The sequence below is a fragment of the Nocardiopsis sp. RV163 genome, from assembly GCF_001029525.1.
Lineage (GTDB): Bacteria > Actinomycetota > Actinomycetes > Streptosporangiales > Streptosporangiaceae > Nocardiopsis > Nocardiopsis dassonvillei.
Genome location: NZ_LEKI01000153.1, coordinates 1 through 13,605, shown reverse-complemented (window position 1 = coordinate 13,605; position 13,605 = coordinate 1). Strand labels below are relative to the sequence as shown.

12 protein-coding genes and 1 pseudogene are annotated in these 13,605 nt (G+C 74.1%); 2 read left to right on the top strand and 11 right to left on the bottom strand.

Translation table 11 applies throughout. The features are described from left to right. From ABD54_RS21525 to ABD54_RS21515, 3 genes are all read right to left on the bottom strand, one after another. On the bottom strand, nucleotides 1–520 hold a 520-nt coding region (locus tag ABD54_RS21525; protein WP_047871338.1), incomplete at its 3' end, for an NAD(P)H-dependent oxidoreductase subunit E. Nucleotides 521–740: 220 nt separating this feature from the next. After that, a complete protein-coding gene (locus ABD54_RS21520) occupies nucleotides 741–2,684 on the bottom strand; it encodes a molybdopterin oxidoreductase family protein (protein ID WP_047871337.1) in 1,944 nt (647 codons plus the stop codon). A gap of 267 nt (nucleotides 2,685–2,951) precedes the next feature. Then, entirely contained in the window at nucleotides 2,952–3,962 is a 1,011-nt protein-coding gene (locus ABD54_RS21515; protein WP_047871336.1) for a 2-dehydropantoate 2-reductase, read from the bottom strand. 78 nt (nucleotides 3,963–4,040) lie between these two features. Here ABD54_RS21515 and ABD54_RS21510 point away from each other — a divergent pair, with 78 nt between their 5' ends. Next, nucleotides 4,041–5,255 carry a molybdopterin molybdotransferase MoeA gene (locus tag ABD54_RS21510; protein ID WP_235432141.1) on the top strand — a complete coding sequence of 405 codons (1,215 nt, stop codon included), beginning with the start codon at nucleotides 4,041–4,043 and terminating at the stop codon, nucleotides 5,253–5,255. 67 nt (nucleotides 5,256–5,322) lie between these two features. After that, nucleotides 5,323–6,006 (top strand): GntR family transcriptional regulator, encoded by a 684-nt coding sequence (locus tag ABD54_RS21505; protein ID WP_200904170.1) that lies wholly within the window; start codon nucleotides 5,323–5,325, stop codon nucleotides 6,004–6,006. Between the two features lie 33 nt (nucleotides 6,007–6,039). On the opposite strand, the gene ABD54_RS21500 is transcribed toward ABD54_RS21505, so the two are convergent. From ABD54_RS21500 to ABD54_RS21465, 8 genes and pseudogenes are all read right to left on the bottom strand, one after another. Next, entirely contained in the window at nucleotides 6,040–6,537 is a 498-nt protein-coding gene (locus tag ABD54_RS21500) for a DUF2087 domain-containing protein (RefSeq protein ID WP_047871334.1), read from the bottom strand. A gap of 69 nt (nucleotides 6,538–6,606) precedes the next feature. Next, a complete protein-coding gene (locus tag ABD54_RS21495) occupies nucleotides 6,607–7,425 on the bottom strand; it encodes an HAD-IIB family hydrolase (protein ID WP_047871333.1) in 819 nt (272 codons plus the stop codon). A 43-nt stretch (nucleotides 7,426–7,468) separates the two neighbouring features. Continuing rightward, on the bottom strand, nucleotides 7,469–8,395 hold the full coding sequence (locus ABD54_RS21490; protein ID WP_047871332.1) for an STM4011 family radical SAM protein: 927 nt from the start codon (nucleotides 8,393–8,395) through the stop codon (nucleotides 7,469–7,471). Beyond that, entirely contained in the window at nucleotides 8,392–9,738 is a 1,347-nt protein-coding gene (locus tag ABD54_RS21485; RefSeq protein ID WP_047871331.1) for an STM4012 family radical SAM protein, read from the bottom strand. Before ABD54_RS21485 ends, ABD54_RS21490 begins: the two co-directional genes overlap by 4 nt. Next, nucleotides 9,735–10,494: pseudogene (locus ABD54_RS21480) on the bottom strand (STM4013/SEN3800 family hydrolase). Before ABD54_RS21480 ends, ABD54_RS21485 begins: the two are co-directional and overlap by 4 nt. Further along, nucleotides 10,491–11,606: an STM4014 family protein gene (locus ABD54_RS21475; protein ID WP_047871330.1), complete on the bottom strand. Its 1,116-nt coding sequence runs from the start codon at nucleotides 11,604–11,606 to the stop codon at nucleotides 10,491–10,493. Before ABD54_RS21475 ends, ABD54_RS21480 begins: the two are co-directional and overlap by 4 nt. Then, complete coding sequence (locus ABD54_RS21470) at nucleotides 11,603–12,631, bottom strand: STM4015 family protein (RefSeq protein WP_047871329.1); 1,029 nt, start codon at nucleotides 12,629–12,631, stop codon at nucleotides 11,603–11,605. Before ABD54_RS21470 ends, ABD54_RS21475 begins: the two co-directional genes overlap by 4 nt. 75 nt (nucleotides 12,632–12,706) lie before the next feature. Then, on the bottom strand, nucleotides 12,707–13,605 hold an 899-nt coding region (locus ABD54_RS21465), incomplete at its 5' end, for an STM4015 family protein (protein ID WP_200904169.1).

Genomic DNA, 13,605 nt, shown 5'->3' with positions numbered 1-13,605 from the left:
CGGCGACGGCGTACCGGGCGGGGGCGCCCGCCTCCAGGGCCAGGGCGGCGGGCGCGCGCTCGCACATGCCCAGGCACGGGCTCTCGTGCCAGGCCGCCTCACCGTCGTGGCCGCCGGCCGGGCCGAGGCGTTCGGCCAGCCGGGCGCGCATCCCGTCCGAGCCGGCCGCCGCGCAGGCGATGTCGGTGCACAGGTGCACGACCCGGCGGGGCCTGCGGTGCAGGGCGAACATCGCGTAGAAGGAGGCGACGGCGTAGGCCTCCGCCGGGGGGACGGTCAGCCTGCGGCAGATGTGGTCGAGGGCGGGGCGGCTGATCCAGCCCACGCGGTCGTTCACCGCGTGCAGGGCCGGGAGGAGGAGGTCGCGCCGGTCGCGGGCGGAGTGACCGCCCCGCGCGTAGCGCAGGTCGGCGTCCTGGCGTGTACCGCCGTCCCAGCCGGACTCGGGCGGCCCGAGCACGCTCTCGACGGCCTCGCGTTCGGCGGCGGTGGGCGTCTCGTCCAGGAATCGCAGGTCCACGCCGTGGTCACCTCATATCGAGTGTAATCCAGATCACAGGATTCTGTATACAGAGAACAGTATGATGGCGGTGTTCGGGTTGACAACCCCTGTAAGCGGTAAGATCGCGTAAGGATGCGCCCGAGCGTTCGGGCCGCGATCGCAGGGCGCTGACCCGGCATGACGGGCCGTGCCGCCGCCGCAGGGGGCTGGGGCGACGGCACGGCCCTACCCTTCTCCCTCAGCTCGCGGCGGCGGCCCGGCGGGCGGACCGCTCCACCCGTTCGATCCGCACGGCGGCGGCCTTGTACTCCGCGGTCCCCGCGATGGGGTCCGTGGCGTCGATGGTGAGCAGTTGGGTGTCCACCTGATCGGGGAAGTGGAAGGTCATGAACACCAGGCCGGGCCGCATGGCCCCGGTGACCGAGACCGGCACCAGCACCGAGCCCCGCCGGGAGGTCACCCGGACCGTCTCCCCGTCGCCGACGCCGAGCTCGGCCGCGTCCTCGGGGGACAGGTCCAGCAGTTCGCCCCGGCGCAGCGGCGAGGAGAACCCGCTGGTCTGCACCCCGGTGTTGTAGTCGTCCAGCCGCCGGCCGGTGGTCAGCCGGAAGGGGAAGTCCTCGTCCAGCAGGTCCACCGGCGGCGAGTGGCCCACGATCCCGAACGGCGCGGGTTCGCCGCGCTCGGCCGGGTCCTCCGACCACAGCCGCGCGTGCAGGTAGCTCGGCTCCACGGCGTCCTCGGAGTAGCACGGCCACTGGATGCCGTGCAGCTCGGCCAGGCGCGCGTAGCTCATGCCCCGGTGCATGGGGGAGAGCGAGCGGACCTCGTCCCAGATCTCCTCGGCCGAGGGCCGCGCCCAGTCGTGGCCCAGCCGGGTGGCCAGGTCGCACATGATCTCGATGTCGTCGCGGGCGCCCTCCGGCGGGTCCAGCGCCCTGCGCACCAGCTGCACGCGGCGTTCGCTGTTGGTGAAGGTGCCGTCGGACTCGCACCAGGACGCGCTGGCCGGGAGCACCACGTCGGCCAGTTCGGCGGTGCGGGTCAGGAAGATGTCCTGCACGACCAGGTGGTCCAGGCCGCGCAGGCGGCGGGTGGTCTTGTGCGTCTCGGGCTCGGACTGGACGGGGTTCTCCCCGATCACGTAGAGCGTCCTGAGCTCTCGCTCGTCCATCGCCTCGAACATCTGGGTCAGGTTCAGGCCCCTGACGGGCTGGATCTCGCGTCCCCAGGCGGCCTCGAAGGGCGCGCGAACCCGGGCGTCCAGGATGTCCTGGAACCCGACCAGCCGGTCGGGGATGGCGCCCATGTCGCCGCCGCCCTGCACGTTGTTCTGGCCGCGCAGCGGGTTGAGTCCGGAGCCGTACCGCCCCACGTGCCCGGTGAGCAGGGACAGGTTGATCAGTGAACGGACGTTGTCGGTGGCGTTGTGGTGCTCGGTGATGCCCAGCGTCCAGCACAGCTGGGCGCGCTCGGCGCGGGCGTAGGCGTGCGCCAGCTCGCGGACGGCCTCGGCGGGTACGCCGGTCTCGGCCTCGGCGGCGGCCAGCGTCCACGGTTCGACCAGCGCCCGGTACTCCTCCAGGCCGGTGGTGGCGCGCTGGACGAAGGTGTCGTTGGCCAGCCCCGCGTGCAGGATCTCGCGGCCGACGGCGTGCGCCAGCGGGATGTCGGTGCCCACGTTCAGGCCCAGCCAGCGGTCGGCCCACTCCGCGGTCGGGGTGCGCCGGGGGTCCACGACGAACAGGCGCGCCCCGCGCCGCACGGCCTTGAGCACGTGCTGGAAGAAGATCGGGTGGGCGAAGCGCGGGTTGCCGCCCCAGATCACGATGAGGTCGGTGTCCTCGATCTCGGTGTAGGAGGAGGTGCCCCCGCCCGAGCCGAAGGCCGCGGCCAGTCCCGCGACGCTGGGCGCGTGGCAGGTGCGGTTGCACGAGTCGACGTTGTTGGTGCCGACGACGACGCGGGTGAACTTCTGCGCCATGAAGTTCATCTCGTTGGTGGCGCGGGCGCAGGAGAGCATGCCGAAGGAGTTGGGTCCGTGCTCGGCCGCCCCGCGCCGGAACCCGGCGGCCGCGCGGTCCAGGGCCTCCTCCCAGGAGGCCGGGCGCAGCTCGCCGCCGTCTCGGACGAGGGGCTGGGTGAGTCGGGTGAGGTGTGCTGGGGGTGCGTCGGATCGCATGTGGCCTCGCTCGGTGTTCGTGGCCGGATTCGTCCGGGCCGCCGGGCGGCGGCATTTTTCGGATACTGCATACAGTATTGAGACCGTGCGGACAAGGGTCAAGAGTGTGGGGAACGGTGGGCTGGCCGGAAATGTTACTGGTGTGTCACGTGGGTTCTGACCTGCGATGATCTTGTACTTATGGCGCGTCTCGGCCGTCCAACCTCGCTATAAGTACAAGATCACGACGGAGCGGGTGGGCCCTGCGGACCTTTGCGGTCAGCACGTCTAAGCGGCGACGGAGGGTGTCGCGTGCGCGGGGGCGGGTGCGTCGAGCATCCGCGCGTTGAGGAGTCCCGCGACGGCGTCCGCCGCCCGGAGGGCGGGGGCGGGGGCACCGGTCAGGTCGGCCAGTTCCACCACGGCGGACAGGATGACGTCCAGTTCCATGGGGCGGCCGCGCTCCAGGTCGTGCAGGGTCGAGGTGCGGTGGTCGCCGGTGCGCTCGGCCCCGGCCATGCGCCGGTCGATGGAGACGGCGGGGCGCACGCCCAGCCGCGCGGCCACGTCCAGGGTCTCGGCCATCATGGTGCGGGCCAGGTCCCTGGTCGGGCGGTCGCGGCAGATCTGCGCCATGGTGGAGCGGCTCAGCGCGCTCAGCGGGTTGAAGACGACGCTGCCCATCGGCTTCACCCAGATCTCCTCGCGCAGGTCCCGCTCTATCGGGCACTTGAGCCCGCCCGCCTCCATCGCGGCCTGGAGGTCGCGGCAGCGCCGGGAGGGGGAGCGGTCCGGTTCGCCGATGGAGAACCGGGTCCCCTCGATGTGCCGGATCACCCCGGGCCCGGCGATCTCGGTGGCCGCGTAGACCACGCAGCCCACGGCGCGCTCGACCGGGATCGTCCGGCCGACCGCGCCGCCGGGGTCCACGCTCTCGATCCGGTGCCCGGCCAGGGGCCCCTCGATCCCGTGGAAGTACCACCAGGGGATGCCGTTCTGGGCGGCGACGACCATGGTGGAGGGGCCCATCAGGGGGCGCAGCAGCGGACCGCAGGCCGCGTAGTGCTGGGTCTTCAGGCCGAGGAAGACGGCGTCCACGGGTCCGACCCCGGTGGGGTCGTCGGTGGCGTGGGGGTGCGCGTCGAAGTCCCCGCGCGGGCTGAGGACCCGGACTCCCCGCTCGCGCAGGGCCCGCAGGTGCTCGCCGCGCGCGATGAGGTGCACGTCGGCCCCGCCCCTGTGCAGCGCGGCTCCCGCGTAGGCGCCGATCGCTCCGGCGCCGAGTGCGGCGATTCGCATGAGGACTCCTTTTCATGAAATACTGTATACAGTATGCTTCAGGGCAGCGTTCTTCACCCGACGGCAGGGAGAGAAGGAATGCCCGACCCGGTTGCCCCGGAAACTTCTCCGCTTCTTCACCGGAAAAGCCGCCCACGCGCACCGCTGCCCTGGACCAAGGCAAGGGAGCTGGCGTGGGCGACCGGTGCCGAGGGTGGACAACCCATAACCGAGGAGCCGCTCGACGGCGCCCTCGGTGCCACCCTCGGCGCCGACCTCGTCTCGGCGGTCGACGTCCCGGTACTGGACAGCGCGGCCATGGACGGGTACGCGGTGGCCGGTGAGGGCCCCTGGACCGTCCTCGGCCGCTCGCTCGCCGGGCGGTGGAGCCCCGTCGTCCGCCTGGACCCGGGGGAGGCGGTGGAGGTCGCCACGGGCGCCGTCGTGCCGGCGGGCACCACCGCCGTCCTCCCCTGGGAGCGGGCGACGGCGTCCGCCGGGCGCGTGCGCGGCGCGGCCGAGACCGGAAGGCACATCCGCCGCAAGGGCGAGACCACCCCCGCCGGGGCGCTGGCCGCGCGCCGCGGCAGCCCCGTCACCCCCGCCCTCCTGGGACTGGCCGCGAGCCTGGGCCTGGACACGCTGCCCGTGGTGCGCCCCACGGTGCGCGTCCTGGTCACCGGGGACGAGGTCGTGCGCCGGGGGAGGCCGCGCCCGGGCGCCGTACGCGACGCGATCGGCCCGCTGCTCCCCGGCCTGGTCGCCTGGGCCGGAGGGCGCTGCCTGCCCGCGCTGGCGGTCGCCGACCGGCGCCGGGACACGGCCCGCGCACTGGAGGCGTCCGGGCCCTCCGACGTCGTCGCGGTCTGCGGCTCCTCCTCGGCCGGGCCCGCCGACCACCTGCGCCCGGCGCTCGGCGCGCTCGGCGCGCGGACGGTCGTCGACGGAGTGGCCTGCCGCCCGGGGCACCCGCAGGTGCTCGCCGTGCTGCCCTCGGGAACCGTGGTCGTGGGCCTGCCCGGCAACCCCGGCGCCGCGCTGGCCGCCGCGCTCACCCTGCTCGTTCCGGTGCTCGCCGGGCGCGCGGACCGGCGCGACCCCGCCCATCTGGGACGACGGGTCCGGCTCATCGGACCGACGCGGCCCCATCCGGCCGACACCCGCCTGGTTCCGGTGCGCGTCAGCCGCGACCTGGCGGTGGAACTGCCCGGCACCGGCTCGGCCGACCTGCGCGCCGCCGCCGTCGCCGACGCCCTCGCGGTCGTGCCGCCCGGCCGCCGGAGCGGGCGCGTCGAACTCGTCGAGCTGCCGTGAGGACGCACGCGGCCGCCGCCTTTTGTACACTGTCTACAAAGCCCACGCATCCGGATGGAGCCGCCCTATGTCCCCACAGGGGTTGAACGCCGTCGCGGGACGGGTCCAGCGCCCCGTGCCGCTGCGTGAAGCCGTGTACGAGGCCATCCTCGACCTCATCACCAACCGGTCGCTCTCGCCCGGCCAGCACCTGGTCGAGACCGAGCTGGCCCAGACCCTCGGCGTCTCGCGCCAGCCGGTCCGCGAGGCCATGCAGCGGCTCAGCAACGAGGGGTGGGTGGACCTGCGGCCCGGGTACGGCGCGTTCGTGCACACGCCCACCGAGAGCGAGGCCGACCAGCTCCTGGCCGTGCGCGCCCTGCTGGAGACGGAGTCGGCCCGCCTGGCCGCGCGGAACGCCTCGGCCGAGCAGATCGGGACGCTGCGCGACCTGGTCGCCGCCGGGCGCGCGGCCACCGACCGCGCCGACACCGACGCCGTCGTCCGGGCCAACGCCGACTTCCACCGCACCGTCACCGAGGCCTCGGGCAACCGGGTGCTCGCCGAGCTGGCCGCGCAGGTCGACCGGCGGGTGCGCTGGTACTACGCCCCGGTCGCCCGCGTCCGCGGAGCCGCCTCCTGGGACGAGCACTCCGCCCTCGTCGACGTCATCGAGGGCCGGGACGCGGACGCGGCGCTGCGGCTGATGAGCGAGCACACCGAGCGCACCCGACGCACCTACCACGAGCAGGTGGACGGCGTGGAGGCCTGAGCCGCCCCGCCCCGTCCCGGCGCCCGCGACGGCTCAGGGGGCCGCGACCCGGTACGCGCCGCCGTCGTCGTCGCGGGTCAGGTAGCCCCCGTCCACGAGGTGGCGGCGCATGGCCGAGTGGTCGTCGCAGCAGGACCGCAGGGCGGCGTTGACCTGCTTCTCGGTGTAGGTCGCCCCGGGGGCGAAGAACCGTTCGGTGACGCGCGCGAAGACCCGCGCGCGCAGCTCCCGCCTGGCGGGCAGCGCGCTCAGCCGTCCCTCGTGGAACAGCGCGTCCACCGGGTCCCGGCGCACCGGCCGGTGCGCCTCCAGGGCGGCGGAGAACACCTCCGGCACGCACACCAGGCGGTCGCCGTTCTCACGCACCAGCCCCGCTTCCACGAGCCGGGCCAGGTTCCGGCGCCCCCGCGACCCCCGCGCGCGGACCTCCTCGGCGGGCAGCCCGCCGGCTCCCGCGCCGACCACCCGGGCGTAGAGCTCCAGGCGGTCGGGGTCGGCCAGGGACGAGACGATCTGGGTTGGGTGCGGCAACGGCGGGCCCTCCTCCGGGTGCGTGTGGGGCGACCCTAGGAGACGCGCCCGGCGGCGGTCCAGGCGTTTTCACCGCTCTGCCAGGAGCTGCTCGACCACCCGTCCCACACCGTCCTCGTTGGCGGGCGGGGCCACCCGCAGCCCCAGCGCCGGGTCGAGCAGGTCCGGGTGCCCGCTGGCCATGGCGTGCCCCCCGCCCGCCCAGGACAGGGCGGCCAGGTCGTTGGGCATGTCGCCGAAGGCCACCACCTCCTCGGCGGCCACCCCCCACCGCTCGCAGACCATCGCGAGGGTGCTGCCCTTGTTCACGCCCGGCGCGCTCAGCTCCAGCAGGCTGTAGCTGCCCGAGTAGGTCACCTCCGCCAGCGCCCCGACCGCCGCCGCGGCCGTCTCGTGCAGCTCCTCCACCGGCATGTCGCGGGAGCGCACGAGCAGCTTGGTGATCGGGGCGGCCCTCCTGAGCAGGGTCTCGGTGTCCTCCAGCACCTCGCGCACCCACTCGCCGGACAGCCACGGCTCCCGGTGGTAGTCGGCGTCGTGGAAGAAGTCGGTGCCGGTCTCGATGCCGTAGCCGATCCCGGACAGCTCCGCGTTGATCTTCTCGACCACCGAGCGCGCGGTCTCCGGGGAGATCGCGCGCACCAGCGGTTCGTCGCCGGGCACGTGGGCCAGCGAGCCGTTGCCGCAGAGCACGGCGGCGCAGGGGAGCTGCTCGGCGATGTGCTGGGTGGTCCGCGGCGGACGAGCGGTGGAGACCACCACCTTGACGCCCGCCTCCGCGGCGGCGACCAGCGCCCGCCGGTTGCGTTCGGAGACCAGGCCTCCCGCGTCCAGGAGTGTGCCGTCGAGATCGGTCGCGATAACCCGGGGAAAGACCATGGTGGGCATTATGTCTGTTCCCGGTGGCGTTGCGAAGCGGTTTTGACCCGTCTCACACGAGCGGGAGCGGGGAGCCGAAGGCCGCGGGGACACGTTCCACCACCCCGCCCCGGAACACGTCGTACAGGTCCAGGGACTCCAGGTGGACGTAACCGATGTGGCAGTCGCAGCTTGTCAGCGGGCACGGGCGGGGGCCGAGCCCGGCCGCGAACGAGCCGTCGTAGAGGTTGCCCATCGGAGCGTCCACGAAGTGGCACCGGCGCACGTCGCCGTCGCCGTCCACGGACAGCACAGTGTCACCGGTACGGCAGGGCAGGCCCCGGCTGGGGTGGGGTCTGCGGCTGTAGTGGAAGTGGGGGTCCAAAGCCTGCCACCGTTCCGCCTCGGCGTCGGTGTAGGCGCGCCCCTCGGCGGCGTTCACCCACAGGTACACCCGCTCGGGCAGATCGGCGCGCATCCGCCGGGCCGCCGCCAGGTGCTCCGGCTGGCCGACCACGCCGACGCTGAACCGCACCCCCATCCCGTCCAGCTCGCGAGCCTTGGCCAGGAAGCGCTCATGGGCCACCTGGCCGGGGTGGTAGGTGGTCCACAGCGCGGCGGTGCCGGTGTCGCAGTCGGCCAGCCAGCCCAGGCGGCCGCTCAGGTTGGTCTGGATGGCCACCCGCTCCACGTGCGGCAGGTGGCTGAGCCGGGTGATCGCGGTCCGGTACCAGGACCGCACCAGTCCCTCGCCCCACGGGGTGAACAGCACCGAGACCCGGGTGCCGGGGTGCTCCGACTCCAGCGCGGACACCCAGCCGGTGAACCGCTCCAGCGCGGCGCGGTCGGCGCGCAGCGTCTCGCGGTTGTCGCGCCGCTTGGCGAAGGGGCAGTACGGGCAGTCGTAGTCGCAGCTGGCCAGCGGGCCGCGGTAGAGCAGGGTCAGGTGCGGCGGAAGCGCGCGGGCCCGGACCGGGGAGGAGGGGGTCACCGCGCTCACCGGGCCTCGTAGTCGGCCATCAGGGCCGCCACCCGGGCGGAGAAGAACGTCGGCCCCACCGCGTCGGAGTGCGCGAGCCCCTCAGGGGACAGTCGCAGCAGGTCCGGTGCGCCGTCCCGCTCCAGCCAGCCCCGCCCGTCGAGCACCGCCAGGGTCGCGGCGAAGTCCTCCTCGGGGCGGGAGCCGAACCGGTCGGCGTAGGCGGCGGTGTCCATCCCCTCCGCGAGCAGCAGCGACTGGAGCAGGTGGCGTCGGCGCCGCTCGCCTTCGTCCATGCGCAACCCCACCTCGGCCCGTCCGAAGTCCGCTCGGTCGCGGCCCGTGTAGTCGGCGATGATCGACCGCACCCGCCCCACGCCCACCGCGTAGTCGAAGGAGTAGTGCGCGGCCCAGGTGTAGGACCGGGCCCCGCAGCCCAGCCCCACCATGCCGTCTGTCTGGCAGGAGTGGTCCGGTGTCCGCGCCCGCGGGGCGTCCGACCGCCGGAACATGCGCATGGACACCTGCTCGTAGCCGCGTTCGCGCAGGTGGTCGCGGCCCTGCCGGTACAGGCCCAGCCGGTGGTCGTCCCACGCGCGGGCGCGGCGGCCCAGTCCGGTGAGCGGGCGCACGTACAGCGGGTACAGGTAGACCTCCTCGGGCTCCCACTCCAGCGCAGTGTCCAGGGAGTAGGCCCAGGTGCGGGTGTCCTGGCGGTCGATGCCGTAGATGAGGTCGAGGTTGAGGTCGGCCGAGGCGTGCTCGCGGATCGCGGCCAGCGCGCGGTCCACCTCGGCGCGCTTCTGCGGACGACCGGCCGCGTGCGCCTCGGGGTCCAGGAAGCTCTGCACGCCCATGCTGATCCGGGTGGCGCCGCGCGCGTCGAGCACCGCCAGCCGGTCGGGCGTGGCCGTGGCCGGGGAGGTCTCCACCGACACCGGGATCGCGGACAGGTCCACCCCGAACGCGCGCTCGGTGAGGTCGTAGACCCGGGTGAGCTCATCGGCGGTCAGGTAGGTGGGGGTGCCGCCGCCCAGTGCCGCACGGGCGAAGGCGGCGCCCTCCGGCAGCGCGCCGGCCACCGCGTCCGCCTGCCGCTCCAGCGCGTCCAGGTAGGCGGTGACCTGCTCGGCGGGGGGAGTGGAGCGGGTGAACAGGTTGCAGAACCCGCAGCGCATCTCGCAGAACGGGATGTGCGCGTACAGCGACAGCGCGCCGACGTCCTCGCCGCGCCACAGGTCGGCGAGGGCGGGGCGCTCGGTGAAGGGCCGGTAGGCGCTCTTGTGCGGGTAGGCGTAGACGTAGGACTGGTAGGGGGAGTCGGCGCGCACCGGTTCGGGGCGCGGTGTCAGGTCGGTGCTCACGCGGTCGCCTCCTGTGCGTCGGCGGGGGTGGTGCGTCCCCGAGGCAGGAACGCGTGGACGTAGGGGACCGTCCACACGGTCTCGTGGCCGATCCGGTGGCCGCTGTAGCCGTCCTCCCCGTAGGCGGTGCCGTGGTCGGAGCACACGATCGCGAAGCAGGGGCGGCGGGCCGACATCGCGGCCAGCAGCGGCGGCAGGTGCCGGTCCACGTACTCCAGGGCCGCGGCGTGGCTCTCCCTGGTGTCGCCGTCCTCCCGGACGGCTCCGGGCAGGTGGAACCAGTTGGGCTGGTGCAGCGCCGAAGCGTTGAGCAGCAGGAACAGGGGCTGGTCCGCGGGGCGCTCCCCGGCGATCCGGGCCGCGCACGCCACCTGGTGCTCGAAGGACCGGGGGTCGGTCACGCCGAAGGACTCCTCCCAGTGGCTCTCGGCGAACATGTCCGGGATGACCGAGCCCACCGCCGACCGCCGGTTGAAGAAGCCCGTGCCCCCCACGCAGGCCGTGTGGTATCCGGCCCGGGCCAGCCCCGAGGCCAGGTCTGGCTCCTCGAAGGTCCAGGTGCCGGGCGCGGTGGACGCGCTGCCGGGGTCCCCGGCAGCGCTCCCACCGCCCGCCCGGCAGCAGCCGGGCCAGGTTCGGGGTGCGGCCCGCCTCGGCCAGCTCGTCGGCCACGTCGTGGCGCAGGGTGTCCAGGGTGAGCAGCAGGATGTCGTGCGTGCCCACCACGGCGTTCATGTCGGGTGCGGTGCTGTTCATGCGCTCTCGGGTTCGGGGACGGGGAAACGGCCGGCGGCCAGGGCGTGGAGCTGCTCGGCGTAGGTGTCGCGGCCCTCGTGCAGGACGCCGGGGAGCAGGTCGCCGAAGGCGTTGACCTCGCACACGGCGAACTCCCGCCACCCCGGGGAGGCGAGCAGGTCCACCCCGGCGTGCAGGGTGCGCGGGAAGCACGCGGCGGCGGCCTCGGCCGTGGCCGTCGCCCGCTCCCAGGCTCGGGGGCCCACCGACTCCCGCAGGGCCGCCAGGTCGCCCCGGGCGTTGCCCAGGTGCAGGTTGGTCATGGGCGAGGACGAGGAGCGCACCACGAAGTGGGTGGCCCGGCCAGCGACCACCACCACGCGCAGGTCCACCGCCTTGCCCGCGAACCCCGCCTTGGGCACCCACCGCTCCACGTGCAGGTGGTCGGGGGCCAGGGCGTCCACCACCGCCGTGACGTCCTCCTCGCGGGTGTAGGTGCGCAGCCGCAGACTGTTGTACAGCTCCACGGAGCCGTCGGCGCCCCGGACCAGGTCGGCCGAGGTGACCGCGCGGACCCGTCCGCCCGAGGCGGTGGCCAGCGCCACCACGCCGGAGGCCGAGGAGCCGTGCGCGGGCTTGACGAACACCCTCGGCCAGCGGTGGGCCTCCATCGCCGCGCGCAGCGAAGCGTAGCCGGTGACCTGCCCGGGCAGGGCGGGCGGCACCGGCACCCCGGCCGCCGCCAGGCGGGCGTGGCAGCGCCGCTTGTCGCACATGTCCACCAGGTCGGCGGGCTCTTGGAGCAGGGCCGCGCCCGGCGTGGCGCGCACCGCCTCGGCGAGCCGGTCCAGCGCGGCCCGGAACCCGGCGTGCCGGTCGCCGGTGCCCTCGGCCCGGTACGGGTCGGGGACGCTCTCCCAGCCCCGCAGCAGGCGCTCGGTCTCGGCGTCGCCGCCCGGGGAGTCCACCCGGACCAGTGCGCCCTCCGGCAGCTCCACCGGCCCGGCGGCCAGCGCCCGCCACGGCACGACCACCGGTCCGGGCAGGCCGAGGGCCCCGGCCGCGGCGCCGAACAGCTCCAGACGCCGGTGGCCGGGGACCCCCACCACGACCAGGGGGCGTCCGGGGCTCACTCCGCGACCGCGGTGTAGTAGTACGGTTCGCCGCCCCCGCGGGTGTACGGCTCCCGCGGCTCGGACAGGTCCACCTCCACGCCGGGCAGGGCGGCGCGGAGCCGCGCCCGCACGTCCTCTGACATGTAGTGGTGGTGCAGGTCCAGGCGGCGCAGCCCCGCGAACGCGGACGCGGAGTCGATCAGGGCCCGTCCGCCCTTGTCGGTGAGGATGCCCAGGGACAGGTCCAGGACGTCCAGGGAGGCCAGGACGGGTGCCTGGGCCAGGACTGGGATCCACCCGTCCACGTCCTCGGCGTTGCGCAGGCCCAGGTACCGCAGCTCGGGGAAGGCCTCGCCGGAGAGCACGCGCGCCAGGTCGTCCGGGGTGGTGTCACCCCGGTAGCCCTCCACGCCCAGCCACAGTTCGAGGTTCTCCAGGGAGGGCAGCGGCGAGGCGGCTACCTCGCGCGCGACCTGGCCGGGCAGGCCGCCGGTCTGCAGGACCAGGGTCCGCAGGCCGGTGTGCTCGGCCAGGGCCATCTCCAGCTTGCCGTCGCCCAGGTAGGGGTCGCCGGTGCCGCGCACGGTCAGTTCCTCCAGCAGGGGGAACGCCGCCACCAGGGGGGCCAGGTCGCTCTGGTGGATCCAGGAGATCTCGTACTCCTCCTGGAGGATCTCGCCGAAGAACAGCGCACGCAGTTCGGGGAACGCGTCGGCGTCGGCGATGAGCGCGTCGCGCGGGACGGTCGAGGGCGGCTCCTCCTCGAAGTCGCCCCAGCCGCCGACGATCAGGGCTCGGATCCGGCCGGTGTCCACGGCCGCGAGGAAGCGGGCGAAGTAGTCCCGGAAGTCCTCGGCCGGGTAGACCGACGACACGCGCAGCCGCCACGCCACCGAGCCGGGGCCGGCGACCGCGGCGGCCAGCGCCTCGGGGGACTGGGGCGGATCCTCGGTGTAGGCGCTGCCGCCCTCCTCGGTGTCGACCGCGGGGAACTCGACCACGGGCAGACCCGCGAACTCGGTGACGTGGTGGCTGTTCGGCACAGGGGGCTCCTACCTCGGGGTTTCGGGCAGGAACATATCTAGCAGCACGGGGCGACACGATGGACGGCGCGGGCCCTACTCGCTGACGGCTGTGTAGAAACCGGCCGAGTCGTAGTCGAAGTCCTCGTCCTCCCAGTCGCTGCCGACCTCGCGTTCGGACAGGTCCACGTCCACGCCGGCCCCGGCGAAGACGGACCGGACGCGCTCCTGCATGACCTCGGACAGGTAGTGGTGGTGCAGGTCGAGCCGTTTCAGGTGCGCGAAGGCCGGCGCGGCCCCGACAAGGGTCCGGGCGCCCTTGTCGGTGAGGGTCCCCAGGGACAGGTCCAGGGTGTGCAGGCGGGGGGTGACGGACGCCTCTGCCAGGACCGCGACCCAGTCGTCGGTGTGCTCGGCGTTGCGCAGGCCCAGCGAGCGCAGCGCGGGGAAGGCCTCGCCGGACAGGACCGGGGCGAGGTCCTCCGGGGCGGTGCCGCCCCCGTACTCCTCCACTCCCAGCCACAGTTCCAGGTGCTCCAGGTTCGGCAGCCCGGACGAGACGATCTCGCGGGTGAGCTCGGCGGGCAGTCCTCCGCCCTGGAGGGTGAGTCGGCGCAGCGAGTCGTGCCGGTGTACGTGCAGGCTCAGCTCGGTGGTGCCGCGCACCGCGAACTCGGTCAGCCGGGGGAGGGCGTCCAGGACCGGGGCCATGTCGCCCAGTTCGACCCACGAGACCTCGACCTGATCGAAGGTGACGTCGCAGTAGAAGAGGGAGCGCAGCCCGGTCAGGTCCGGCGCCACCTCCAGGAGCGCGCGCTTGATGGGGTCGGGGCACTGCACGGAGAAGGTCTCCCGCATGTCCCCGAGCACGACGGCGGCGACCCGGTCCTGGTCCACCTCCCCCGGCTGACCGAGTTCGCGGTGCGCGGCACCACCGAGCTGAGCCTGCACGTACACCGGCACGACTCGCTGCGCCGACTCACCCTCCAGGGCGG

Excerpts from the sequence above, each read along its gene's own strand:
- ABD54_RS21520 (WP_047871337.1), bottom strand. The coding sequence starts at position 2,684 with ATGCGATCCGACGCACCCCCAGCACACCTCACCCGACTCACCCAGCCC.
- ABD54_RS21510 (WP_235432141.1), top strand. The coding sequence starts at position 4,041 with ATGCCCGACCCGGTTGCCCCGGAAACTTCTCCGCTTCTTCACCGGAAA.
- ABD54_RS21515 (WP_047871336.1), bottom strand. The coding sequence starts at position 3,962 with ATGCGAATCGCCGCACTCGGCGCCGGAGCGATCGGCGCCTACGCGGGA.
- ABD54_RS21505 (WP_200904170.1), top strand. The coding sequence starts at position 5,323 with ATGTCCCCACAGGGGTTGAACGCCGTCGCGGGACGGGTCCAGCGCCCC.
- ABD54_RS21495 (WP_047871333.1), bottom strand. The coding sequence starts at position 7,425 with ATGCCCACCATGGTCTTTCCCCGGGTTATCGCGACCGATCTCGACGGC.